Source organism: Marinicauda salina (assembly GCF_003122085.1).
In the GTDB taxonomy this organism is placed as follows: domain Bacteria; phylum Pseudomonadota; class Alphaproteobacteria; order Caulobacterales; family Maricaulaceae; genus Maricicauda_A; species Maricicauda_A salina.
The window spans coordinates 1,013,955-1,037,431 of record NZ_QEXV01000001.1 but is presented as its reverse complement, the minus strand read 5'-3'; the positions used below and the strand labels follow the sequence as shown (position 1 = coordinate 1,037,431).

Annotated in this window: 19 protein-coding genes; 7 read left to right on the top strand and 12 right to left on the bottom strand. The window is 68.5% G+C overall.

Annotation, left to right across the window (positions count from 1 at the left end; translation table 11 throughout):
- Positions 1–603: 603 nt before the first annotated feature.
- The gene (locus tag DDZ18_RS13690) at positions 604–1,191 is read left to right on the top strand and encodes a hypothetical protein (RefSeq protein ID WP_146190608.1); all 588 of its coding nucleotides are present in this window, start codon (positions 604–606) and stop codon (positions 1,189–1,191) included.
- Positions 1,192–1,378: 187 nt separating this feature from the next.
- Positions 1,379–1,567 carry a hypothetical protein gene (locus DDZ18_RS13685; RefSeq protein WP_146190607.1) on the top strand — a complete coding sequence of 63 codons (189 nt, stop codon included), beginning with the start codon at positions 1,379–1,381 and terminating at the stop codon, positions 1,565–1,567.
- Between the two features lie 272 nt (positions 1,568–1,839).
- Here the strand turns inward: DDZ18_RS13685 and DDZ18_RS04725 are convergent, their stop codons facing one another.
- From DDZ18_RS04725 to DDZ18_RS04710, 4 genes are all read right to left on the bottom strand, one after another.
- The gene (locus DDZ18_RS04725; RefSeq protein ID WP_109252172.1) at positions 1,840–2,106 is read right to left on the bottom strand and encodes a DUF2442 domain-containing protein; all 267 of its coding nucleotides are present in this window, start codon (positions 2,104–2,106) and stop codon (positions 1,840–1,842) included.
- Positions 2,087–2,323, bottom strand: coding sequence for a DUF4160 domain-containing protein (locus tag DDZ18_RS04720; protein ID WP_109252171.1), 237 nt, complete (start codon positions 2,321–2,323; stop codon positions 2,087–2,089). The genes DDZ18_RS04725 and DDZ18_RS04720 overlap by 20 nt, the downstream gene beginning before the upstream one ends.
- A 613-nt stretch (positions 2,324–2,936) precedes the next feature.
- A complete protein-coding gene (locus DDZ18_RS04715; protein WP_109252170.1) occupies positions 2,937–3,827 on the bottom strand; it encodes a LysR family transcriptional regulator in 891 nt (296 codons plus the stop codon).
- A gap of 97 nt (positions 3,828–3,924) precedes the next feature.
- Positions 3,925–4,194, bottom strand: coding sequence for a hypothetical protein (locus tag DDZ18_RS04710; RefSeq protein WP_109252169.1), 270 nt, complete (start codon positions 4,192–4,194; stop codon positions 3,925–3,927).
- Between the two features lie 134 nt (positions 4,195–4,328).
- Here DDZ18_RS04710 and DDZ18_RS04705 point away from each other — a divergent pair, with 134 nt between their 5' ends.
- A complete protein-coding gene (locus DDZ18_RS04705) occupies positions 4,329–5,957 on the top strand; it encodes a BCCT family transporter (protein ID WP_158272072.1) in 1,629 nt (542 codons plus the stop codon).
- Between the two features lie 502 nt (positions 5,958–6,459).
- On the opposite strand, the gene DDZ18_RS04700 is transcribed toward DDZ18_RS04705, so the two are convergent.
- From DDZ18_RS04700 to DDZ18_RS04665, 8 genes are all read right to left on the bottom strand, one after another.
- Positions 6,460–7,512 carry a DUF5694 domain-containing protein gene (locus tag DDZ18_RS04700; protein WP_109252167.1) on the bottom strand — a complete coding sequence of 351 codons (1,053 nt, stop codon included), beginning with the start codon at positions 7,510–7,512 and terminating at the stop codon, positions 6,460–6,462.
- A gap of 217 nt (positions 7,513–7,729) precedes the next feature.
- Positions 7,730–8,662: a hypothetical protein gene (locus tag DDZ18_RS04695; RefSeq protein ID WP_146190606.1), complete on the bottom strand. Its 933-nt coding sequence runs from the start codon at positions 8,660–8,662 to the stop codon at positions 7,730–7,732.
- 194 nt (positions 8,663–8,856) lie between these two features.
- Complete coding sequence (locus DDZ18_RS04690; RefSeq protein WP_109252237.1) at positions 8,857–11,052, bottom strand: 3-hydroxyacyl-CoA dehydrogenase NAD-binding domain-containing protein; 2,196 nt, start codon at positions 11,050–11,052, stop codon at positions 8,857–8,859.
- Between the two features lie 384 nt (positions 11,053–11,436).
- Positions 11,437–12,645 carry an acetyl-CoA C-acetyltransferase gene (locus DDZ18_RS04685; RefSeq protein WP_109252165.1) on the bottom strand — a complete coding sequence of 403 codons (1,209 nt, stop codon included), beginning with the start codon at positions 12,643–12,645 and terminating at the stop codon, positions 11,437–11,439.
- Complete coding sequence (locus DDZ18_RS04680) at positions 12,642–13,076, bottom strand: endonuclease domain-containing protein (protein WP_109252164.1); 435 nt, start codon at positions 13,074–13,076, stop codon at positions 12,642–12,644. Before DDZ18_RS04680 ends, DDZ18_RS04685 begins: the two co-directional genes overlap by 4 nt.
- Before the next feature lie 156 nt (positions 13,077–13,232).
- A complete protein-coding gene (locus tag DDZ18_RS04675; protein ID WP_109252163.1) occupies positions 13,233–14,399 on the bottom strand; it encodes an acyl-CoA dehydrogenase family protein in 1,167 nt (388 codons plus the stop codon).
- Between the two features lie 139 nt (positions 14,400–14,538).
- Positions 14,539–16,329 carry an acyl-CoA dehydrogenase C-terminal domain-containing protein gene (locus DDZ18_RS04670; protein ID WP_109252162.1) on the bottom strand — a complete coding sequence of 597 codons (1,791 nt, stop codon included), beginning with the start codon at positions 16,327–16,329 and terminating at the stop codon, positions 14,539–14,541.
- Positions 16,330–16,426: 97 nt separating this feature from the next.
- A complete protein-coding gene (locus DDZ18_RS04665; RefSeq protein ID WP_109252161.1) occupies positions 16,427–16,906 on the bottom strand; it encodes a MerR family transcriptional regulator in 480 nt (159 codons plus the stop codon).
- A gap of 127 nt (positions 16,907–17,033) precedes the next feature.
- On the opposite strand from DDZ18_RS04665, the gene DDZ18_RS04660 reads away from it, so the two are divergent.
- From DDZ18_RS04660 to DDZ18_RS04645, 4 genes are all read left to right on the top strand, one after another.
- Positions 17,034–18,521: a hypothetical protein gene (locus DDZ18_RS04660; protein ID WP_109252160.1), complete on the top strand. Its 1,488-nt coding sequence runs from the start codon at positions 17,034–17,036 to the stop codon at positions 18,519–18,521.
- A gap of 276 nt (positions 18,522–18,797) precedes the next feature.
- The gene (locus DDZ18_RS04655) at positions 18,798–21,695 is read left to right on the top strand and encodes an SEL1-like repeat protein (RefSeq protein ID WP_146190605.1); all 2,898 of its coding nucleotides are present in this window, start codon (positions 18,798–18,800) and stop codon (positions 21,693–21,695) included.
- A gap of 11 nt (positions 21,696–21,706) precedes the next feature.
- The gene (locus DDZ18_RS04650) at positions 21,707–22,648 is read left to right on the top strand and encodes a sulfite exporter TauE/SafE family protein (protein WP_109252158.1); all 942 of its coding nucleotides are present in this window, start codon (positions 21,707–21,709) and stop codon (positions 22,646–22,648) included.
- Entirely contained in the window at positions 22,648–23,466 is an 819-nt protein-coding gene (locus DDZ18_RS04645; RefSeq protein ID WP_109252157.1) for a TIGR02186 family protein, read from the top strand. The genes DDZ18_RS04650 and DDZ18_RS04645 overlap by 1 nt, the downstream gene beginning before the upstream one ends.
- The last annotated feature ends 11 nt before the right edge of the window (positions 23,467–23,477 follow it).

Sequence of the window (23,477 nt, the reverse complement as noted above, 5' to 3'; positions counted from 1 at the left end):
GAGGGTCGCGCGGGCGGTCCGGCGGGCCTCTCGGATATGTTTTAGCGGCGGCCCTTAGGACCGCCCGCGCGCGGCGATTTTCCGGCCGGCGGGACTTGTCTCATAACACCGTGTCGTAGCCTGGCGAGCGTGCGCCGGCGGGTCCGTCCGACCCCCGGCTCCGGATCCGATACGCGCACGGCACGTCTCAAAAGCTTGCCGGCCTCCCGGGCCCGAAGGCCCGAAACGGAGAAGACCGGCGCCGCCTCGCCGCCGCGCGACCCGGAACGTCTCCAGGATCGCCCCTGTGTCGGCCGCTCTTTCAGCCCCGCCCTTCGTTGCCGGGCGAAGCCTCGAGGCGCCGCTCCCGCCCCCACGCATCCAGACGGTCTAGAAACGCCCCTCCGCGGGATCGGGATCAGGTGAGATTAAACGCGGATGGCCGGGGTGGGGATAAGGGGGGGCGCCTGCGAGCCTCATCAGCCTTCGCATATACAAGCTCACCCAACTGATTGCACTGACGTCGGATCCGCTCGAACAATGATTTGCCAATTTGGCAATAATTTTTCCACACGCTTGACGCCGTCGTCTAAACCGGCTAATATATTATCGAAGGAGCTTGATATGGTTGATCGATCGCGCGAAGCGCTTCTGAATTTCTTGGATTGGGTTGGTGAGAAAGGATTGATGGCGCGTCCGACTGCTCAAACGCGCAAGGCATCAGCGAACAAGGTTCTTTCAATCCTTGAGCCCGAAGAGGCGCAAGACGTAACCCAGATCGATCTCGACGAAGTGATGAATCGCTTTGTCAATCTGAACAAGAGCGGATATTCGCCTGAAAGCCTAAAGGCTTACAAGAGCCGCGTCTCGAAGGCGATTTCCGACTTTTCAAATTATCTTGCCAACCCGTTGGAATTCAAACCTGGGACGGCAACCCGAACGGCTACCGGAACTAAGAAGGATAAGAAGGGAGGGGGAGCCTCGTCGAAGCGACCTGACACAACACCGTCCCTATCGCCCACACCTTCAGGACATCCTGTCAGCGCTCATTCAAGCGCCATGCCCTCTAGCAATATCCTGCCGATACCCATTCGGCCGGACCTCACAGTTCGCGTTCAGGGCCTGCCTTTCGATCTTTCGCAAGCCGAAGCCCGACGGATCGCAAACGTTATCCGCGCGATGGCGGTAGAACCAGACGAACAAGGAGGATGAAGTGCTTGCGAGAGATATAGCCGCCGCGCGCATGCTCGCCCGCGCGGCCGGCCATAACGGAAAGAGCCGTCGCTAATGCCCCTAGGAAAGGTCAGCGACGGCTCTTGGTGAGCGCCTCGTGGGCGATCTCGGCCCCAATATGGGTCGAGGTCGCCATTTTGTCAATCGAATCAAAAGGATTCGAACAATGGCGACTGTAAAAGACCTTACGCCAAAGGACTTGTTGGCGATCAAGCGCCGCCTCAAGCGCGGCGATCTCCAGCATGAGATCGCGGCCGACTACCGGATCAATCAAGGCCGAATCTCGGAGATCAACACCGGGAAGCGGAGCGCCGAGATCAAGCCGGACGGGCCTGATCAGCCAGGTCTGTTTTGAGTGATGCGCCCGACCGGGAACTTTCCCGGTCGGGTCGCTCAGTACGGCTTCCTGTACAGATGTCGCGCCGCCTCGCGCGGCATTTCCGCGGCAGCGTTTCAAACGCCGTAACCGGCTCGGTCCTTGGGCTTCCCCGCCTTCGCGGGGACAGGCGACCCGGGGACCCAGTCCGGCGCCGACGGCGCTCTTCGCTCGCCGGGCCTCCGGATCAAGTCCGAAGACTGAGAGGGCTGGGACAGCGCGAAACAAAAGGGTCCAGGAATATGCCTCGCCTACGCCCGCTTCGCCTCGACGCTGGGCGCGCCGCGCAAGAGGCCCTCGGTGGAGATGTCCTCGTCGAGCTCGGGCCAGTGGAGGCCGTAGCCCCCGCCGGCGATCTGCCAGTTCTCGCGCTGCTCGGGCGCGGCGTTCAGCAGGCGGGGAAACCAGGCCAGCGGCGCGGAGATGGTGCGGCCGTCCTTCAGCGAGACGACGAGCGCGTCGGCGTCGATGCGGACCGCATCGACCCGGGTGTCGGTCTCAATCGCCAAAGAAGTCATGCCACGCCTCCAGCAGCGTTTCGCGGTTCTCGACGACATAACCTAGCACAGTCCGCAAGTCCGGCGCCTTGAAACCGGTATTGCGCGCCAGCGCGACCGGGTCGAGCCAGAGCTTCGCCGAGGCGCCCGCCTTGTCGACATGGACGTGCGGCGGCTCGTTGGGCTCGTGGCTGTAGAAATAGAAGCGGAAGCCGTCGATGCGCAGGACGGTGGGCATGAGGCGGGGCTCCGGCCAGGAGCGAGAACGATAGCCGGATTCTTCCAATGCGAGAAATACAATCAACTTTATGAAATGCGTCATCCCGGAAGCCAAAAGAGCCGACCGGGATCCAGAAATCGGCGAACGCGGCCCGTCCTCTCTGGGCCCCAGCTTTCGCTGGGGAAACGGGGATTGGAGGCTGGGTCTGACCACCCGCCGGGCTGACGGAGTAGGGGCTTTCCCTAACCGGCTCGGCCCTTGGACTTGATCCAAGGGCCCAAGCAGGAGAACGTGGCGACTGATGATCTGGGTCCTTGGGTCAAGCCCAAGGACCGAGAGGGCTGGGACAGGTGCCGGCCTCCCATCCTTCGAGGCTCGATCCCCTCACCCTGAGGTGCGACCCCGGACTTGAGCCGGGGGAGCCTCGAAGGAGCAGGGGATCGGGCGCTATGCCATTCCCGCAACCCGCTCTTCCCCGACGAAAGTCGGGGCCCAGAGAGGCCGGGTGCGGCGCTCTGCGATTCCTGGGTCCCGGCTTTCGCCGGGAAAGAGATAAAGCGTGAGGCCGGGCCGAGCGTCTTGCGATCTCTGGGTCCCGGCTTGCGCCGGGAAAGAGAGAAGGCCGAGCCCCCTAAACCCCGTCCCTGAACCAGTCGGCCAGAAAGTCGACGAACAGGCGCACGCGCTGGGCGAGGAAGCGGTTGGAGGGAAACACCGCCCAGAGATCGCGATGGTCCGGGGTCCAGTCGGGCAGGACGGGGACGACGCGGCCCGCGGCGAGCGCGTCTTCGGCCGACCAGGCCGGCGGACACGCGATCCCCGCCCCGGCGCTGGCCGCGGCCACGGCGGCCTTGGCGCCGTTGAGCGTGAGCCTGCCGTCGACGCGCGCCTCGACGGCGTCGGCGCCCCTGGTGAACTTCCACAGATTGGGCGCGGGCTTGTTGCGGTCGATGACGCAGGCGTGGGCGGACAGATCGGCGGGGTGGGCCGGCGCGCCGCGGGCGTCCAGGTAATCGGGGCTCGCGATCAGCGCCAGCGGCGCCTCGGCCAGGCGCTTGGCGATCAGGCTGGAATCGGCGAGCTGGCCGATGCGCACGGCGAGGTCGTAGCCCTCGTCGACGAGATCGACCATGCGGTCGCCGAGCTCGAGGCGGATCTCGACGGCGGGCCATTTCTCCATGAAGGCCGTCACCGGCTCGATCAGCTTCGACGCCCCGAAATCGACCGGCGCGGAGATGCGCAGCGCGCCGGCGGCCGCGGCGTTGTCGTCGGCGAGGCCCTCCTCGATCGCCTCGTACTCGGCGAGCCAGGGCCGCACGCGCTCGAGCAGGGCCCGGCCGGCGTCGGTCAGCCGCACCGAGCGCGTCGTGCGCTCGAGCAGGCGGGCCTGCATGCGGTCCTCCAGCGCCGAGATCTGCTTCGAGGCCGCGCCGGGCGTCATGCCCAGGCGCGCGGCGGCCCTGGTGAAGCTTTCGAGCTCGGCGACGGCGGAGAAGAGCCGTAGCGCGTCGATGCGGTCCATGCGTTTCCGATCAGGAAAGAGTAGCCCGGAAACGGACCTATTATCTCAGCGCATACGCGATGTCATCCGGAATTTGGGGAGGCCCGCCCGGCGGGGCCTAGTCCTTGCGCCGGCGGCCCAGCGTCCAGGCCGGCGCGTCGGAGGCGGGAAAGCTCTCGCGGCCGGCTTCGGTCACGCCGTTCCCGGGCGCGTCTTCCTCGGGCGCGGCGGATTTCTTCGCGCCCGGGCGCGTGGCCGCGCCCTTGCGGCCGGGTTCGGCCTCGCCGGCGTCGGGCGTTCCCGCCGTCGGCAGTTTCGCGCCTTCCTCGGCGGCGATGCGGCGGCGGCGCTCGGCGGCGTCGTTCTTGTCGGATTTGTCGGACGCCATCGCCGATCCTCTCCCCTTGACGGTTTCGCACTCCGTCAACGCGCGAGACCGCCTCCCGGTTCACCGCGATGCTTGCCCCCGCCGCCGCGGCGCCGCAGCTTGCCGAAACCTCCGCCGCCGGTCCGGGACCGCCCATGCCGCGCATCCGCCGCCACAAATCCTCGACTTTCCTGATCTCGCTGGCGGTCGTGGCCGGGCTGACGGGGCTGTTCGTCGGCTTCGACGCGGTGATGGGCGATTTCTTCCAGCGCCTGCAGGCCGCGGTCACCCACTATACCGGCTGGTTCATGATCTTCGCGGTCAACGCCGCGCTGTTCGCGATGGCGTATCTGGCGTTCTCGCGCTTCCGCCATCTGAGGCTGGGCGGACCGGATTGCGAGCCGGAATTCTCCTATCCCGCCTGGATCGGCATGCTGTTCGCCGCGGGCATGGGCATCGGGCTTCTGTTCTACTCCGTCGCCGAGCCGCTGGAGCATTTCCGCACCTTCCTCGACACCTCGACGGGCGACCAGGCCGCCGCGGCGCGCCGGGCGATGAACTTCACCTTCCTGCACTGGGGCCTGCATCCGTGGGCGGTGTACGGCGTGCTGGCGCTGGCGCTGGCCTGGTTTCATTTCAACAAGTCCGAACCGCTGAGCTTCGCCGCGCCGCTCACCGCGATCCTGGCGCCGCGGCGGGCCGGCGTCGTCGGCGCCGGGCTCAATGTGCTCGCCATCCTGGGCACGGTGTTCGGGGTGTCGACCTCGCTCGGCCTCGGCGCGGCGCAGGCCGGCTCGGGCCTGTCCATCCTGTTCGGCTGGGAGAGCGGGCTGGGGCTTCAACTCGTGCTGATCACCGTCGTGTGCCTGGCCGCCTCGGCCTCGGTGATCTCGGGGGTGAATTCGGGGGTGAAGCTCATCTCCTCGGCCAACCTGATCGCGGCGGCCGGGCTCATGGTGTTCGTGCTGTTCGCCGGCGAGACGGTGTTCGCGCTGAAGGCGCTCGGCCAGCATATCGGCTTTTATCTCAACAACCTGATCGAGACCTCGACCTGGCGGGAGACCTATACCGGCAAGACCTGGCAGGCGCGCTGGACGCTGTTCTACTGGTCGTGGTGGATCTCCTGGTCGCCCTTCGTCGGGCTGTTCATCGCGCGCATCTCCAAGGGCCGCACGATCGGAGAGTTCGTCGGCGGGGTGCTGCTCGTGCCGACCCTGTTCAACTTCGTCTGGCTGACCGTGTTCGGCTCGAACGCGCTGCACGCGCTGCTGTTCGGCAACGGCGCGCCGCTGCTGCGCGCGGGGCCGAGCGAGAGCCTGTTCACGCTGCTCAAGATGCTGCCCTTCGACGAGGTCACCGTCGGGCTGGCCACCGTGATCGTGCTGCTCTTCTTCGTCACCTCGGCGGACTCCGGCGCGCTGGTGACCTCGACGCTGGCCAATGGCGGCGCCGAGCCGCCCGCGCTCGAGCGCGGCTTCTGGACGCTGGTGGTGCTGGCGGTGACAGCGACGCTGCTGATCGCGGGCGGGCTCGAGGCGCTGCAGACCGCGACGATCGTCTCCGGCCTGCCCTTCGCCGGCGTGATGCTGCTGGTGATCTGGGCGCTTGTGCGCAGCCTGAGCCTGAGCGTGCCGAAGATCGAACCCGAACCCGAGCGCGACGTGCCCGAGCAATTGCCGCAGGACGCGCCGGCGGAGGCGGAGACGGAAGACGCGGTGAAGGCCGCCCCCGCCGCGAACCCCGAGGCCGACCCCGAGGCCGCGCGCCGATCCGACGACGGCTGAACACTGCCGAACGCAGGCGCACGCGCGGCTCGCGACGAACGCGACGAACACGCTGAGCGCGATGCACTCGCTGCGCGCGATCCGGCCTCGGCGATCGAACGAATTTCAAGGGGGAGATCACATACACCATCCGCCCGTCTCTCCTCCCGAAGGAGGAGATGGCGGGCGGTGGCGTCGCTCCGGGCGCGCCGTCTCCGGCGCAAGCCCTTCGCTCTGCCCCGGGTTTCACCCCGGGATGCGGCTCCGTTTTGAGGCGGAAGCCGCCCCGGACGTTCCGCCGCTTTCGCGGGTTTGCGTCCGGGATCGAGAGCCGCCTGGTCCGCTCTTGCGAGCTTTCCTTTCGGGGTCTCCCGACGATTGAAAGTTAATCAAAGGTTAACGCCGCGGTCAATCGAAACCCGCACGCCGATTGTGGACAACTCCGCTTCGCGTTGAGAATCAAGGCTCGAGAACGCAGAGCTGAAGCATGAGCCCCGACGCGGGCGCGCCGGGGCTCGCTCGCCTAGTCATGCAGGACCGCGTCGACGTCGACCAGCGCGATATCGTGCATCTGGTCGAGATAGGCGTCGAAATAGGGCTTGTGCGAGGAGCCCGTGATCACCAGCACGTCCGCGCCGGGATCGTTGGCGGCGGCCTCGATCACGTTGGCGGCCATGCGCAGGCCGCGGGTCTGCCACCAGGCGACGTACTGGCGCGCGACGGCGTCGGCGTCCGGCGCGGCGGCGGCGTTGCCGAAATCCGACGCGATCACCGCCTCCTGGTAGGCGGGGCTGTTGAGATAGCGATAGCCCGCCAGGACGCTCTCGGCCGAGCCGAGATAGGTCTCCGCGCGCTCGCGCACCTCGACCGCCTCGGCGGGCGGGTTATTCCAGACCGACCGGATCACCGGCTCGAGGCTCTCCGGCGCGCGGGCGTAGACCGCATCGGCGCTGTGATCGTCGACGGCGGCGAGAGTCTCGAGGCCGAGCCGGGCGCCGAGCTCGACGCCCAGCAGATTGTTTTCATTGCGCGAGGTCAGAAGCTCGTCGAGCTCCTCGGCGAGCGCGTCGCTCACCCCGTCGCCGGCGACGCGCTCGGCCGGGTCGAGCCGGCGCCATTGCAGCGCCGCAGACCAGGCCTCGCCCGCGCCGTAGAGCAGCGCGGCGAGACGCCGGCGGTCCGACGCCTCGGGCGTCTCGGGCCAGGCGGCGAGCATCTCGAAGGCGGCGGCGTCGGCTTCCGGCCGGGTCATGCCGAGCGCCTCGAGGGCGGGCTCGGGATCCCAGCAATAGCGGTCGTAGACGTCGCCATGCAGATGCGGATAGCGGTCGATCCGGTCGCAGGTGCGCCCGCCGACCGCCTCGATGGCGATGACGTTCGGCGAGAACGCCTCCAGCCGGTCCAGCACCAGCGCCAGGTGGCCGGGCTCGAAGGCGTCCTCGGGAAGCTGGTTGAGATGACTGGTGCCGAGCACGAGCACATCCGTGGGCTCCCCGCCCAGCGGCTCCTGGACGCCGGAGAAATCGACGGCGGGTTCGGCGGCCTGCAGGGCGAAGGCGGCGAATACGGTCAGCAAGGCGGTTTCCCTCCAGCGGCTGGACGCGTCGTTCTCGACGCGCCGGATTAGCTTGCACCAGACCGGGATGCAAAGAGAGCCGGGCGCGGATGCGCCCGGCTCTCCATTTTCTTCAGCGACGCGCGGACCGCCTCAGGCGGCGGCCTTCTCCGGGGCGAAGCGGCCGTAGAAGGTCTCGTCCATTTTTCGTCGGCGCAACGGTCTCGCACGGAGACACTCAGTCCGCCTTCATGTCCGGAACATCGTCAAGAATTGAGGGCCGTTTCACGTCGGCGAGTTCAGGAACCGCCGCATCGCGGTCGACCGCCGCTTCGCAAGCCTTCCGCCACTTCATATCCCAGAGATAAAGCTCTGCGGTGAACAGCTGCTCGAGCAAAATCGCGAAGCTCCACGCAAACCCGCAATAGATGATCACTGCGAACCAGGTCCAATCGGGAAACGGAACGTCGGTTTGGTCGGCCAGCATGAAAACGATGAACGGCGGAATGAAGACGACACCGGCGGCCGCCTCGGTGAGCAGGAAGCCGGATGCAAATTCGCCCTTGTGCGACATAGCCACGCCGAGACCGCGGCGGATCGGCTTGTCGTAACGCTCCCATGCGATCGCCGGAAAAATCAGAAACGCGATCATGCGCACGCCTTTGCGCAATCCATCGAAAACCATCCCCGAGAACGAGAATTGTTCAGCGCCGGCAAGGAACTCAGCGACGTTCTGCGCGGTCGGCTCGCTCTGCTCGCTCGGGTCGGTCTCGTCCCGCGATCGAAGGATTATTTCCGCGACGGTGATCAAGAACCAGATGAACGCCCAGATCAGCGTGACGTGCAGAGCTCGAAACGAATTCCAGACCCCCACGCTCAATGGGCGGCCCAGGCCGGGTGATTGACCGTTCTCTATCGTCCGGATTTGTTCGAGTAGAATGAAGGATGCGAGTGATATCAGATACGATATGAGAAAGATCGAGCCGAAAAGAACGGCGAACGCCGTGTAAGCGTCCAAATCCGACCAGGGAAAATAGAAGTAAAGATAGACGGATATCGGTGCATAGGCGCACCACACCAGTATCAGAGGCGCCAGCAAAGCCGGATGGCGAACTGGAACCCGGGCTATCGATGCGAAGACAGCGCCGGCGTTTTTGAGGCCCGCAAACATGCTCCTCGATTAGAGCGCCCAGCGCAAAAATGGCAATCCCCAATTGAATGTTGATTGGGAAATTGAGCCTGCTCCGGGACGACGATCCAAAGGAGACGGTCGCCCGCACCTTCCTATTGAATGATGACGCCGAAGCAGATCGCACAGCGAAGACCCCGGCGCGCCCCGCGGGCGGCCGGGGTTTCGGCAGACGATCACGCCGCGGCCTTCTCCGGGGCGAAGCGGCCGTAGAAGGTCTCGTCCTTCTTCGCCATGTCGCGGAGGAGCTGCGGGACCTCGAAGGGCTGGCCGTACTTCGCCTTCAGCGCGTCGGCGCGTTCGACGAAATCCTTCGTCCCGACGGTGTCGATGAAGCTCAGCACGCCGCCGGTATAGGGCGCGAAGCCCCAGCCGAGGATGGAGCCGACATCAGCCTCGCGCGGATCGGAGACGATGTCCTCCTCCATCGTGCGGGCCGCCTCGATCGCCTGGGCGTAGAGGATGCGGTCCTTGATCTCGTCGACGGAGGGCTGGTCTTCGAGCAGCGCGCCGTTCGGGGCGAACTGGTCGAGCTCGTCCCAGAGATGCTTGCCCTCGTCGGTGTAGACGTAGAAGCCCTTCTTGTTCTTCCGCCCGTAGCGGCCGAGCTCGTACATCTTCTCGATGACGACGGAGTTGGGCGTCTCCTCGAAATCGTCGCCGAGATCCTTCTTGGTCTGCTGGAGCACCTTGTAGCCGAGATCGATGGCGACCTCGTCCTGCAGCGAGAGCGGCCCGACGGGCATGCCCGCCAGCCGCGCGCCGTTCTCGATCAGCGCCGGCTTCACGCCCTCGGTGAGCATGTACATGCCCTGCTCGATATAGCGCATGACGCAGCGATTGGCGTAGAAGCCGCGCGTGTCGGCGACCACGATCGGGGTCTTCTTGATCTTGGCCACGAAGTCGATGGCGCGGCTGATCGCCTTGTCGCCGGTCTTCTCGCCGACGATCAGCTCGACCAGGTTCATCTTCTCCACCGGCGAGAAGAAGTGGATGCCGATGAAGTGGTCGGGCCGCTTCGAGGCCTCGGCCAGCGAGGTGATCGGGATGGTCGAGGTGTTCGACCCGAAGATCGCGCCCTCGGGCATCTCGGCCTCGGCCATCTGCGTGATCTTGTGCTTGAGGTCGGAGTCCTCGAACACCGCCTCGACGACGAGATCGACGTCGGACAGCCTGGCGTAGTCGGTCGTCGCGGTGATCAGCCCGCCGAGCTTTTCGGCCTTGTCCTCGGTGATCTTGCCGCGCTTGACGCCCTTGGCGAAGAAGTCGAGCGCGTGCTGCCGGCCCTTGTCGGCGGCCTCCTGATCCTTGTCGATGAGCACGACCTCGATGCCGGCCTGGGCCGAGACCGTGGCGATGCCCGCGCCCATGAAGCCCGCGCCGATGACGCCGACCTTCTTGATGTCGGCCTTCTCCTGGCCGGCGGGACGGCGGCCGCCCTTCTCCAGAGCCTGCTTCGACAGGAAGAGCGAGCGGATCATGTTCCGGCTCTCCGGACGCATGAGCAGCTTGGTGAAGTAGCGGCTCTCGATCCTGAGCCCGGCGTCGATCGGGACCTGCAGCCCCTCATAGACGCAGGACAGGATGTAGCGCTGGGCGGGATAGTTGCCCCAGGTCTCCTTGAGCAGCATCGGCGAGGCGCCCATGAAGACCTGCAGGCCCGCCGGGTGATAGGGCCCGCCGCCGGGGATCTTGAACTTGTCCTGGTCCCAGGGCTGCTTGGCGCCCATCGGGTCGGCCTTCACCAGTGCCTTGGCCTTGTCGACGATCTCGGCGAGCGGGACGATCTCGTTGACCACGCCCTGCTCCTTGGCCTTTTCGGCGTCGAGCTGCTTGCCCTGGAGCATGACCGGCGCGGCGTTCATCACGCCGACCAGGCGGGGCAGGCGCTGCGTGCCGCCGCCGCCGGGCAGAACGCCGACCAGCGCCTCGGGCAGGCCGAGCTTGGCGCCCGCATCGTCGGCCATGACGCGATAGTGGCAGGCCAGCGTGATCTCGAAGCCGCCGCCCAGCGCCAGCCCGTTGATCGCCGCGGCGACCGGCTTGCCGCAGGTCTCGAGCTCGCGGAGCGTCTGGTTGAGCTTGTAGGCGACGTCGAACAGGGCCTGCTTGGCCTCCTCCTCCGACTTGCCTTCGAGCGCGCCCATGCCGCCGCCGAGTTCGGAGAGATCGGCGCCGGCGCAGAAGGCCTTCTTGCCCGAGGTGATCACCGCGCCCTTGATGGCGTCGTCGCCGGCGATCTTCTCGGCGATCGCGCTGAGCTCCTCCATCACCTTGTTGGACAGGACGTTCATGGAGACGTCGGGGGAGTCGAAGGTGACGAGCGCGATGCCGTCGCCGTCGACGTCGAACTTGAAGTGCGTGTAGGTCATTTCGGTGTCCTTGTTCATTGGCGCTGCGTGACCACGATCCATTCATCAACGATGCTTCGATTTCTGACGTCGTAGACGAACGCAAAATACGGGGTCTGGTCTCCGCATCGCACGAAGTACTGGAGAGGTGACGCGCTCTTCAGGGCGTACTCGATTGAGTGACAGCGAAGAGGCCCACTACGGTCTTGCGAGGAAAGGTAAGCGGCTTCGATTTCCGAAAGCCCCACTCCGCTAGGAAGGCCTTGTCGCCAGTCCGCTTGGTATCGCTGGCAAGGCTCGTTCACTCCGCATGCAAATGGCGGTTCAGCGACGACGCTGTTGCCGGCTTCTGAACAAGCCGACAGCAAGAGACCACCCACTGCGCCAGCGAAGAGCCTCATCACCTCAAACCCGCTCGATGATGGTGGCCGTGCCCATGCCGCCGCCGACGCACAGCGTGGCCAGGCCCGTGCCCTTGCCGGTGCGCTCGAGCTCGTCGAGCACCGTGCCGAGGATCATCGCTCCCGTAGCGCCGAGGGGGTGGCCCATGGCGATGGCGCCGCCATTGACGTTGGTCTTGTCGTGGGGGACGCCGAGATCCTCCATGAAGCGCAGCACGACCGCGGCGAAGGCCTCGTTCATCTCGTAGAGATCGATGTCCTCGGGGCTCATGCCGGCCTTCTTGAGCGCCTTGCGCGCGCTCGGCGCCGGGCCGGTGAGCATGATCGTGGGCTCCGAACCGATCGAGGCCATGGCGCGGATCCGCGCGCGCGGCTTGAGGCCCAGCTTCTCGCCCATCTCCTTCGAGCCGATCAGGATGGCGGTCGCGCCGTCGACGATGCCCGAGGAATTGCCGGCATGGTGGACGAAATTGATCTTCTCCACGTCCGGGTATTTCTGGATCGCCACGGCGTCGAGCCCGACGAACTTCGACAGGTCCTCGAAGGAGGGCTTCAGGCTCGCCAGCGACTGCATGTCGCTTTCCGGGCGCATGTGCTCGTCATGATCGAGCTGGACCAGGCCGAGCTGGTTCTTCACCGGCACGATCGACTTCTCGAAGCGCTTCTCGTCCCAGGCTTTCTTGGCGCGCTTCTGGCTTTCGACGGCGTAGGCGTCGACATCGTCGCGGGAATAGCCCCACTTCGTCGCGATCAGGTCGGCGGAGACGCCCTGCGGGACGAAGTAGTGGTCGTAGGCCATCTCCGGATCGACGGCCATCGCGCCGCCGTCGGAGCCCATCGGCACGCGGCTCATCGCCTCGACGCCGCCGCCCACGGCGAGATCGGCCTCGCCGGTCATCACCTTGGCCGCGGCCAGGTTGGTCGCCTCGAGGCCCGAGGCGCAGAAGCGATTGACCTGGAAGCCCGAGGCGGTCTCGGCGTAGCCGGCGTTGAGCGCCGCGGCGCGGGCGATATCGGCGCCCTGCTCGCCGACCGGCGAGACGCAACCCAGGATCACGTCGTCGACGAGGCTGGTGTCGAGTTCGTTGCGCTCGCGGATCGCCTCGAGCTGCTGGGTGGCGAGCTGGAGGGCGGTGACCTCGTGCAGGCTGCCGCTCTTCTTGCCCTTGCCGCGCGGAGTGCGCACGGCGTCGTAGATATAGGCGTCGGTCATGGGAGTCTCCCGGTTTCAACTCGGATGTCGGCGTCGGCGTTCCTCCCCCGCTTGCGGGGGAGGTGGTCCGAAGGACCGGAGGGGGGAAGGGCGTCGCTGATGACGCGCAGGACCCCTTCCAGGTTTTCGTAGATGTCGGTGTTCCATACGCGCAGCTCGTCATAGCCGCGCGAGCGGATGTAGTTGGAACGACGCGCGTCGCGGCGCTGTTCCGGCGGCGTCGAATGCGTGGCCCCGTCCACCTCGATCACAAGCCTCGCCGGCGCGCAGGCGAAGTCGGCCACATAGGGCCCGATCGGGTGCTGGCGGCGGAAGCGCCAACCGCCAAGCCGTCCGCCGCGCAGATGCGCCCACAGGATCGCCTCGGCGTGCGTCATCCGGCGACGCAGGCGTTTCGCCAGCGGGCGGGAGCGGGCTTCGCGTTCACGCATGGCGCGGTCCCCCCTCCACCACTTCGTGGTCCCCCTCCCCCGCAAGCGGGGGAGGAAACCCGGCGCCGACCGCGACAGCCTTTCCTCCCCCGTTTACGGGGGAGGTGGCTGAGGCGAAGGCGAAGCCGAAGCCGGAGGGGGGAGGAGCGACCACCATCAAAGCGTCCGCGCGATCAGCAGTTTCATGATCTCGTTGGTCCCGCCGTAGATGCGCTGGACGCGGGCGTCGCGCCACATCCGGGCGATCGGGTATTCGTTCATGTAGCCGTAGCCGCCGTGCAGCTGGACGCACTCGTCAACGATCTCGCACTGGATGTCGGAGCACCAGTACTTGGCCATCGAGGCGGTCGCCGCGTCGAGCTCGCCGGCGAGCAGGCGCTCCGAGCAGTGCTGGCAGAACACTTCGGCGATGGTCGCCTTGGTCTTGAGCTCGGCCAGCTTGAACTGGGTGTTCTGGAACGCGATCACCGGCTTGCCGAACGCCTTGCGCTCCTTGACGTAGGCGATGGTCTCGGCGAGCGCGCGCTTCATCATGCCCACCGCCTGGACGCCGATCTGCAGGCGCTCCTGGGGCAGCTGCTCCATCAGCTGGTAGAAGCCCTGGCCCTCCTCCTCGCCGAGCAGGGCGTCGGCGGGCACCCACATGTCCTCGAAGAACAGCTCGGCGGTGTCCTGGGCCTTCATGCCGACCTTGTCGAGATTGCGCCCGCGGCGGAAGCCCTCCAGCCCGTCGGTCTCGATCAGGAAGAGCGAGACGCCCTTGGCGCCCTCCTTGGGATCGGTCTTGGCGACGACGACGACGAAGTTCGCCGTGCCCCCGTTGGTGATGAAGGTCTTCGAGCCGTTGATGCGGTAGCCGTTGCCGTCCTTGACCGCGGTGGTCTTCACCCCCTGCAGGTCGGAGCCGGCGCCGGGCTCGGTCATGGCGATGGCGCCGACATACTCGCCGGAGACCATCTTCGGCAGGATGCGCTTCTTCTGCTCCTCGCTGCCGTAATGCCAGACATAGGGCGCGACGATGGAGTTGTGCAGGCTGGCGCCCCAGCCGTCGACGCCGGACTCGGCGACGGCCATGTGGAAGACGTAGTCGTGGCGCCAGTCGCCGCCGGCGCCGCCGTATTCCTCCGGGCAGGACGGCGCGAGAATTCCCGCCTCGCCGGCCTTGTTCCAGACCTCGCGGTCGACGACGCCCTCCTTCTCCCAGCGCTCGCCGTGGGGCAGGCACTCCTTCTCGAGAAAGCCGCGCACGGCGTGCTCGAAGATGTTGACGTCCTCGCGGTCGAGCCACTCGGGGCGGGGCGTGTCGAGCACCTGGGCGGTCATGACGGGGTCTCCTGGGGTCGTCGCGTCATCCATCCTTCGAGGCTCGCCTTCGGCTCGCACCTCAGGATGAGGGGGAAAACGGACCGGCCCTCACCCTGAGGCGCCGCGAAGCGGCCTCGAAGGGCGAGGGCCGGGGTCATCAGAACGCCTCGGCGTCGAGCGCCATCATGCAGTCGGCGCCGGCCTCGACCTTGGCGAGGTGGGCGTCGGCGTCGGGCAGCCAGCGCTCGAGGAAATAGCGGCCGGTCACGAGCTTGGCCTCGTAGATCGGATCGTCCTCGCCGTCGGCGATCTTCGCCAGCGAGGCCTTGGCCATCTTCGCCCACATGTAGGCGAAGCAGGTCAGCCCGAAGAGATGGAGATAGTCCGTCGACGCCGCGCCGGCGTTGTCGAAATTCTCCAGCCCCTTCTCGACCAGCCAGTTGGTCGCGCGCTGCAGCTTCGCCTTGGTCTCGGCCAGGCCGTCGACGAAGGGCTTGAGCTTCTCGTCGGACTGGTTGTCGGCGACGAAGGCGTCGAGCTCGGAGAAGAAGGTGTTGATCGGGCGCATGCCCTTCATGGCGAGCTTGCGGCCGACGAGATCGAGCGCCTGGATGCCGTTCGTGCCCTCGTAGATCAGCGTGATGCGCGCGTCGCGCAGGAGCTGGGAGACGCCCCATTCCTCGGTGAAGCCCGACCCGCCGTGGACCTGCAGCCCCTTGGAGATCGAGTCGTAGCCCTTGTCGGTGAGATAGCCTTTGATCACCGGGGTGAGCAGCGCCATGTAGTCGGCGGCCTTCTCCCGGGTCTCCTCGTCTTCGGCCTTGTGCTCGAGATCGCCCTGCAGCGCCGTCCAGAAGGTCAGCGCGCGGCCGGCTTCGACGAACACCTTCTGGTCCATCAGCATGCGGCGCACGTCCGGGTGGACGATGATCGGATCGGCCGGTCCGTCCGGGTTCTTCGGTCCCGTCAGCGAGCGGCCCTGGAGCCGGTCGCGAGCGAAGTCGAGCGAGTACTGGTAGGCGGTCTCGGCGAGCGCCAGGCCCTGAAGGCCGACGCCGAGCCGGGCCTCGTTCATCATGATGAACATGATCTTGAGGCCCTTGTTCTCCTCGCCGACCAGCCAGCCGGTGGCCTCGTCGTAGTTCATCACGCAGGTGGCGTTGCCGTGGATGCCCATCTTTTCTTCGAGGCCGCCGCACTTGACGCCGTTGCGCTCGCCGGGCTCGCCGTTCTCGTCGACGATGTATTTCGGCACGACGAACAGCGAGATGCCCTTCACGCCCTCGGGCGCGCCCTCGATGCGGGCGAGCACGAGGTGGATGATGTTCTTCGACATCGGGTGCTCGCCGGCCGAGATCCAGATCTTCTGACCCGAGATCTTGTAGGAGCCGTCGCCGTTGGGGACGGCCTTGGTCCTGAGCAGGCCGAGATCGGTGCCGCAATGCGGCTCGGTCAGGTTCATCGTCCCCGACCACTCGCCCGAGATCATCTTCGGCAGGTATTTGCGCTTCTGCTCGTCCGAGCCGCCCGCCACGAGCGCGTGCACGGCGCCGCCGGTGAGGCCGGGATACATGCCGAAGGCCATGTTGGTGGAGGTCACCATCTCGTTGAAGGCGAGGTTGAGATAGTGGGGCAGGCCCTGGCCGCCGTACTCGGGATCGGCGGCGAGCGCCGTCCAGCCGCCCTCGGTGAGCTGGTCGTAGGCCTCCTTGAAGCCGGTCGGCACGACGACTTCGCCGTCGTCCTGGAGCTTGCAGCCCTCCTCGTCGCCGACCTTGTTGAGGGGATGGAGCACGTTCTCGCAGAACTTGCCGCCCTCCTCGAGGATGGCGTCGACGATGTCGGAACTGGCTTCCGAGAAGCCTTCGAGATTGCCGTGCTGCTGGACGTTGAGCACGTCGTTGAGCACGAAGCGGTGGTCACGAAGCGGGGCGCGATAGGCGGGCATGAGGGGTCTCCGTCGCGTCTGTCATGGGGCGGTCCGCGAAGATGGAACCGCGTGTCTTCAACCGGGTCGAGTCATTCTCGCGGGCGTCATCGAAACGTCATTCCGTCGGCGTCGCCCACTGGGTCAGGCGGGCGGCGGCCAGCGCCTCGAAGGCGCGCGCGCGTCGCTTGACCTCTTCGGGCGGCTCGCGGTCGGCGAGGCGCTCCTCCATCCAGCGGCAGCCGGCCTCCAGCTCGCCGATGGCGTCGTCGATGTCCTTGCGCTGTCCCTTGAGATCATCGATCCGCGCGCGGAAACGTTCCAGCGCGCGCTCGAGATGATCGCGGCCGAAGGAGTCGAGCGCCTCGAGATCGAGCATCTCCTTGATCTCGTCGAGCGAGAAGCCGACGCGCTTGCCGCGCAGGATGAGCGCCAGGCGGGCGCGGTCGGCGGCCGAGTAGAGCCGCGTCGCGCCGCGCCGGTGCGGCGTGATCAGGCCTTTCTGTTCGTAGAAGCGCAGCGCCCGCGGCGTGACGTCGAACGTCTCGGCGAGATCGCGGATGGTGAACTCCGCATCGGGCGGGGCCGGCTTGACCATGGCGCGGAGGATTCCGGAACTTGACGTTCACGTCAACGTCAATCTGGCCCGGCCGCCTGCGGCGCCTTGACCCGGCCGCATTCATCGGCTCGCCTCGCGAGGATTTCACGCCGCCCCGGAGTCCGCCATGGCCCTGCGCGCCGCCGCGCTTTCCGCCCTGCTCGCCGCCGCGCCCGGACCGGCGCTGGCGCAGATGGGCCCGCATGTCGGACCGGAGACCTACGAGCAGGTCCGCGGCGCGCCGCTGGGCGAGGCCGAGCGTCATGTCTGGCGCGTCGAGATCGCCTCGGGCGAGGACGACGAGAGCGAGACGGTCGAGCACGAAGCCGCCTACGGCCCGGACTGGTTCGCCTGGACCGACGGCGGCACGGACGAATACACCCTGGTCGACCTCGCCGCCCGGCGGAAGCTCGTCTGGACGCCGGACCGGGAAAGCCTGCTCAACGGCAGCCTGCACGCCGCCGCGCGGCGCAATCTCGACATCTATGTCGCCCTGTCGCAGGGCGGCGAACGCGACCGCATCGATTTCGGCGAGGCCGGCGTGTTCGACCGGTTCTGGCTGGAGGCCGCGATGGGGCTGGCGCCGCGACCCGCCGAGCTTGCATTCGACGAGGCCCTCGGCCGGCTGAGCGCCGCGCGCGACGGCGAGACGATCTTCCGCGCCTTCTACGCTGCGGGCGAGGACTCGCCGTGCGTGCGCGATCCGCTGTCCGGCGGGCAGGCGCGCCGCGCCTTCATCTTCCTCCAGCACGCCGCGCCGGTTCATCCCGATATCGTCGAGCGGCTCGTCTCCCAGGTCGTGTTTCCGTGCGCCGTCAGCTTCACCGTCTACAGCCCCGAGAGCCCGGACGGACGCACCGAGCAATGGGTGCTGGCGGACGCGCAGGAAGACGGCGGCCCGGCCCTGCCGCCCGCGACGCCCGTGCTGCCCGGCCCGGCTCTGCTGAACGAGACGGCGGGACCGGCCGCGCTGGCCGCCGTGACGGGCGAGGCCGGCCCGCCGCCGACGCCCGACGATCTCGCCGCGCGGGTGCGCGCGCTCGCTGAGGCGGGCGACTTCGCCGGCGCCTATCTCGCCGCGGCGCGCGAGACCGCCCATTTCGGCCCCTGCCCCGCCGAGGCGGACGAAGCGGCGCGGCCCGCTTGCGCCGCCGCCGAGGCGATGATCGCGCGCGCCGAGGGCGATCCCGCCTTCGAACAAGCCGTCGACGCGGTCGCCGCCGCGACCAGCGGCGATCCGGCTGCCGCGATCGACGCCCTCAGGCCGCACCTGGACCGGGACGATCTCGCCGGCGCGCACGCCCGCGCGCTCGTCGCCGAGGCGCTGACGACCTGGGGCCAGGAGGGGCTAGAGACCTATCCCGACCTCGATCCGGCCGGCCTGCTGGCCGAGGCGCTGGTGATCGACCCCTACGCGCCCGACACGTACGCCCGCCTCGGCCGCCGCTTCCTCGCCGCCGGCGCGCCGGAAGCCGCCTGGGCGCTGTTCGACCTCGGACGCGCGCTGCCCGCGCGGGAGCCGACGCCGCTGCTCGCCCAGCTCGGAGAGATCGAGGCGCGCATCGAGGCGCTCGCCCCCGGCTTCTTCGCGCCCGGAGGCGAAGGCGCGCGCTGACGGGCCCGTGCGTTCATGAAGATTTACGCAGCGTTAACCGCATCAGCGGCCTGATCGGTCGAGATGCTGAGGTGATCCGGCCGCCGACGCCCGAATTGGCTGTGGAAACACTATATATTGGGCCCGGCCTTTTTATTTACACAATATTCACGGCTCAGCTACGGTCGGTCGGACTGCCGGGAGTGAGTCGGGATGCCGTCCGGGGCGCCATGGAGCATAAAGGGAATCGATCCGCGCGCCCGCGCGCGGGCGAAGACCGCGGCGCGTCGCGAGGGGATGACCCTCGGCGAGTGGCTGAACCGCGTCCTCCTCGAGGAGTCCGACCCGAAGCACGACAATCCGGACTGGGACGACAAGCTCTCCGACTTTCCCGGCTTCGGCGGCGGGGGCGATGACGGCGCGCTGCGCGCCGTCGTCGGGCGCCTCGCCGAGCGCGTGGAGTCCGCCGAGCAGCGCGCCGCCGATGCGCTCACCGGCGTCGATCGCGACGTGTCCGGGCTGTCGCGCCGGCTCGAGCGGCTAGAGCAGGAACGCGAGGACGCCGGCGAAACGCTCGAGACCGAACTCGCGCGCGAGCGTTCGGCCCGCGACGAGCTGTTCGAGCGCGTGCGCCGGCTGGAGCGCGCGGGCCCCGGCGCCGACTCCGAAGGTCTGCGCGCCGTCGAGACGACGGTCGGCAAGCTCGCCGGCCGGCTCTACGAGACCGAGCGCGACGTCCGCGACGAACTCGACGGGCTGGTCGAGCGCAGCGAGCGGGACCGCCAGGCCGCCGAGCGCGCGGCGAAGACGCTCTCCGACCGGCTCGACGAAACCGAACGTCGCGCCCGCGAGGAGCATACGAGCCTGCGCGACCTGCTCGACGCCCGCGACAAGCGCACCGCCGAGGCGCTCGAGGGCCTGCACGCCGCCACGCGGGGCGTGCAGCGCCGGCTGACCGCCGCCGAAAGGGCGACCGGCGACGCCGCCTCGGCGCTGGAGAAATCGTACGACGCGCTCGAGGCGCGGCTGAAGGCGCTGGAATCCCACAGCGGAGAAGCCGTCACCCGCGACCAGTTCCGCCGCCGCCTGGAGAATCTCGCCGGCGAGCTGGCCGACGCGATCCGCACGACGCGCGCCGATTTCGCCCGGCAGCTCGACGCGGCGTCGCGCCAGAACGATCCCGCCCGGCTCGAGCAGGCGCTCGCCGCGGCCGAGGACCGGCTGACCAAGGCCGAGGAGCGGCAGAGCCGGATCCTCGAGCGCGTCGCCGAGCAGGTCTCGCAGCTCACGCGCGCCGTCGACCAGCGCGTCGAACGCGCCGAGCAGCGCCTCGAGTCGCGTCTGGGCGAGCAGGAACAGCGGCGCGACCAGCGCGAAAGCCGCGCGGATCTGGAAACGCGGCTGGAACGTGTGCGAGAGGAGAACACCTCCGCGGTCAAGCGCATGGGCGAGGAGATCGCCCGGCTGGGCGCCAGCCTGGTCGATCGGGTTCACAAGGCCGAGGCGCGCTCGGCCGAAGCTGTCGAAGCGGCGGGAGAACGCATGGCGCGGGTCGTCGAAACCCTCGAAACCAAACGCGGCGACGGAGCCGACGAGGCGCTGCAGGCGCGCCTGGCGGCGTCCGAGGAGCGCACGGCGAAACGCATCGCCGAGGCGATGGAATCCGTCAATGCGCGCCTGGATGCGACGCGCGGGGAGACCGCCGACGCGCTCTCGCCCGTCCAGCGCGCGATGGCCGCTCTCGCCGACCGGCTCGAGGCGATCGAAAAGCGCGACTCCGCCTCGACCCGCGAGCACGCCGCCAGGGCGGAATTCACCGAGACGCTGCCCTCGCCGCCCGGCGCCTGGTCGGAGGCCGACGACGACGACGCGATCGGCGCGGAGCGCGAGGCGGGCCGCGTACACGCCTTCGGGGAGATTCGCGCCGACTACGCCGCGCCGGAGGAGCCGGACCCGGACGAGGACGAGGCGACCGAGACGCGGCCGTCCGGCCCAGAGCGCGAGCACCGCTCCGCTCCCGGAGCCACGGCGGACGCCGACTTCCTCGCCTCGGTCAGGGAAAGCGCCCGCTCCCGCGGACACGCTGACCCGCTCGCCGAGCCCGCCGAGGGCCGGAACAAGTGGGTTCTGGTCGGGGCCAGCACGCTGGGCTTTCTCGCCATGTCGGCGGCGGCGGCGATGCTCGCCGTCGAGGGGTTCGCCGAGGAGCCGCCGGCGGCGCAGGCCGCCGCGAACGCCGACCCGAGCGCAACGCTGTCGCAGCTGTTCGCCGACTCGGAGGCGGACGCGGCCCACGCCGCGCCGCAGCGCGTCGCCGCGGCCGCGCCCGAAACCCTCAGCGACGAGCTTGTGACGCCGGCTGCGGCCGACGCCCGCATCGGCGCCGCGGGGACCGAGCCGGCGACCCTGGAGGCGGCGGCCGCCGGCGGCGATCCGGTCGCGCGTTACCAGCTCGCCCTCGACCGGCTGCAGGCCGGCGCGGTCGAGGACGCCGCCGAACTGATGCGCCGCGCCGCCGAGGCCGGCGTGCCCGAGGCCCAGCGCCGCTGGGCGGCGATGCTGTTCCGCGGCCGCGGGGTCTCGGTCGACCCGGCCGCCGCCCTCGACTGGACGGTGCGGGCGGCTGAGAACGGCAATGTCCGCGCCATGCACGAGGCCGGCGGGCTCTACGTCAACGCCGAGGCGACGCCGGAGAACCAGGAGGCCGCCGCGCACTGGTTCGAGCAGGCTGCGCTGCACGGCGTGCGCGACAGCCAGTTCAATCTCGCCCTGCTCTACCAGGAAGGCTTCGGCGTGCCGCAGAGCGCCGCCGACGCCTACGCCTGGTTCCTGATCGCCGGGCGGGCGGGCGACAGCGAGGCCGAGCGCCGCGCCGCCGACGTGCGCCGCGAGCTGTCGGCCGAGCAGCGCCGCGCCGCCGAGGCCGCCGCCCGCGGCTTCGAACCCCGCCCGGTGGACCCCGAAGCGCAAGGGCGCTATCCCCCTCAGCCATGGGAGACGCCGGACGCGGAGCTGATCGCGCGCGCCCAGTCCCTGCTAAGCCGGCTTGGCTATGAGACCGGTCCGGCCGATGGTGACTTCGGACCGCAGACACGCGAGGCGATCGTGGCCTATCAGAGCGATGAGGGGCTTGAGCGGACGGGCTCGGTGGACGCCGGCCTGATCGCGCGACTCGAGCGCGCGACCGGCCGCTAGGGCCGGCGGCGATGCAGATCTACCTACCCATCGCCGAAATCTCGGTGAACCTCATTCTGCTCGTCGGCCTGGGCACGGCCGTGGGCTTTCTTTCCGGCATGTTCGGCGTGGGCGGCGGCTTCCTGATGACGCCCGCCCTGATCTTCATCGGCGTGCCCCCGCCCGTCGCGGTGTCGACCGAGGCCAACCAGATCGTGGCGTCCTCGGCGTCGGGCGCGCTGGCGCATTTCCGGCGCAAGACGCTCGACGTGAAGATGGGGCTGGTGCTGCTGCTCGGCGGCGTGGTCGGCTCGACATCGGGGGTGTTCCTGTTCTCGGTCCTGCAGGGGCTCGGCCAGATCGATCTCGTGATCCGCCTGAGCTATGTCGGCTTTCTCGGCGCCGTCGGCGGGCTGATGTTCGTCGAGAGCATCCTGGCCATCCGCCGCCGCGGCCGCGTGCGCGAGGCCGGCGAAGGCGGGGCCCGGCGCCGGCGCAAGCGCACCTGGGTCGACGCGCTGCCGCTGAAGACGCGCTTTCCCGTCTCCGGGCTCTACATGAGCGTCATTCCGCCGATCGTGATCGGCTTCCTGGTGGGCACGCTGGCGGCCATCATGGGCGTGGGCGGCGGCTTCATCATGGTGCCGGCGATGATCTATATTCTGCGCATGCCGACCAATGTCGTCGTGGGCACCTCGCTGTTCCAGATCCTGTTCGTCACCGCGCTGACGACCTTCCTGCAGGCCGCCCAGAACCAGACCGTCGACATCGTGCTCGCCTTCCTGCTGATCGTCGGCGGCGTCGTCGGCGCCCAGCTCGGCGCGCGCGCCGGCGTCCGGGTCAAGGCCGAGGAGCTGCGCGCGGCGCTGGCGCTGATGGTGCTCGGCGTGTGCGGCAAGATGGGCTGGGATCTCGCCGCCCGGCCGGAGGATCTCTACGAGCTGATAGAAGCCGGCGGCGAGGGCGGCCACTGATGCGCGCCGCCGTCGCCCTCCTCCTCGCGGCGGCGTTCGCGTCCGCGGCCCGGGCCGCGCCGGCCGACGAGGCGGCGGTCCAGCCCCAGGCGACCATCGTCGCCGCGCTGACCGAGGACGTCGTCGAGATCCGCTCGAACTTCGCCGGCGCCCAGCTGATCCTCTACGGCGCGGCCACCGGCGTGCAGGAAGGCGACGAGATCGCCGTCGTCGTGCGCGGCCCCGAGCGCGACATCCGGGTGATGCGCAAGCAGCGCCTGCTCGGCATCTGGATCAATCGCGCGCCGATCCGCTTCGAGGGCGTCGACGGCTATTACGCCGTCGCCTCGACCGCGCCGCTCGAGGCGTTCGCGACCTTCTCCGCGCTCCGGCGCAACGGCATCGGGCTCGAGCATCTGCGCCTGTCGGCGCCGGAGACCGAGCGCGTCGAGACCCGCTTCGGCGTCTCCGACGTCGTCGTCTCCGATCTGGGCCCGGAGATCGTCGAGTATCGCGAGGCCATCGTGCGCGCCCGCGCCCGCGACGGCCTGTTCCGCGAGGAGCCCGAGGGCGTGGAGCTGCTCGAGGGCGGGCTGTTCCGCGCCCAGGTGCGGCTGCCGCCGGTCACCCCGGTCGGCGCCTACGCCGCCGACGTCTACCTGTTCCGCGACGGCCGGCCGATCGCCTCGCGGCGGGCGACGCTGGAGGTCCGCAAGGCCGGCGTCGAGCGCGCCATTTTCGAGATGGCCCACCGCAACCCCCTTGCGTACGGCCTCGTCGCGGTGATCATGGCCGTTGTTTCCGGATGGGGCGCCGCCGAGGCGTTCCGCCGCCGCTGAAGCCGCCGGAG

Excerpts from the sequence above, each read along its gene's own strand:
- DDZ18_RS04660 (WP_109252160.1), top strand. The coding sequence starts at position 17,034 with ATGGCCCTGCGCGCCGCCGCGCTTTCCGCCCTGCTCGCCGCCGCGCCC.
- DDZ18_RS04685 (WP_109252165.1), bottom strand. The coding sequence starts at position 12,645 with ATGACCGACGCCTATATCTACGACGCCGTGCGCACTCCGCGCGGCAAG.
- DDZ18_RS04705 (WP_158272072.1), top strand. The coding sequence starts at position 4,329 with ATGCCGCGCATCCGCCGCCACAAATCCTCGACTTTCCTGATCTCGCTG.
- DDZ18_RS04650 (WP_109252158.1), top strand. The coding sequence starts at position 21,707 with ATGCAGATCTACCTACCCATCGCCGAAATCTCGGTGAACCTCATTCTG.
- DDZ18_RS13685 (WP_146190607.1), top strand. The coding sequence starts at position 1,379 with ATGGCGACTGTAAAAGACCTTACGCCAAAGGACTTGTTGGCGATCAAG.
- DDZ18_RS04695 (WP_146190606.1), bottom strand. The coding sequence starts at position 8,662 with ATGTTTGCGGGCCTCAAAAACGCCGGCGCTGTCTTCGCATCGATAGCC.
- DDZ18_RS04715 (WP_109252170.1), bottom strand. The coding sequence starts at position 3,827 with ATGGACCGCATCGACGCGCTACGGCTCTTCTCCGCCGTCGCCGAGCTC.
- DDZ18_RS04725 (WP_109252172.1), bottom strand. The coding sequence starts at position 2,106 with ATGACTTCTTTGGCGATTGAGACCGACACCCGGGTCGATGCGGTCCGC.
- DDZ18_RS04680 (WP_109252164.1), bottom strand. The coding sequence starts at position 13,076 with ATGCGTGAACGCGAAGCCCGCTCCCGCCCGCTGGCGAAACGCCTGCGT.
- DDZ18_RS04645 (WP_109252157.1), top strand. The coding sequence starts at position 22,648 with ATGCGCGCCGCCGTCGCCCTCCTCCTCGCGGCGGCGTTCGCGTCCGCG.
- DDZ18_RS13690 (WP_146190608.1), top strand. The coding sequence starts at position 604 with ATGGTTGATCGATCGCGCGAAGCGCTTCTGAATTTCTTGGATTGGGTT.
- DDZ18_RS04690 (WP_109252237.1), bottom strand. The coding sequence starts at position 11,052 with ATGACCTACACGCACTTCAAGTTCGACGTCGACGGCGACGGCATCGCG.
- DDZ18_RS04710 (WP_109252169.1), bottom strand. The coding sequence starts at position 4,194 with ATGGCGTCCGACAAATCCGACAAGAACGACGCCGCCGAGCGCCGCCGC.
- DDZ18_RS04655 (WP_146190605.1), top strand. The coding sequence starts at position 18,798 with ATGACCCTCGGCGAGTGGCTGAACCGCGTCCTCCTCGAGGAGTCCGAC.
- DDZ18_RS04670 (WP_109252162.1), bottom strand. The coding sequence starts at position 16,329 with ATGCCCGCCTATCGCGCCCCGCTTCGTGACCACCGCTTCGTGCTCAAC.
- DDZ18_RS04675 (WP_109252163.1), bottom strand. The coding sequence starts at position 14,399 with ATGACCGCCCAGGTGCTCGACACGCCCCGCCCCGAGTGGCTCGACCGC.
- DDZ18_RS04720 (WP_109252171.1), bottom strand. The coding sequence starts at position 2,323 with ATGCCCACCGTCCTGCGCATCGACGGCTTCCGCTTCTATTTCTACAGC.
- DDZ18_RS04665 (WP_109252161.1), bottom strand. The coding sequence starts at position 16,906 with ATGGTCAAGCCGGCCCCGCCCGATGCGGAGTTCACCATCCGCGATCTC.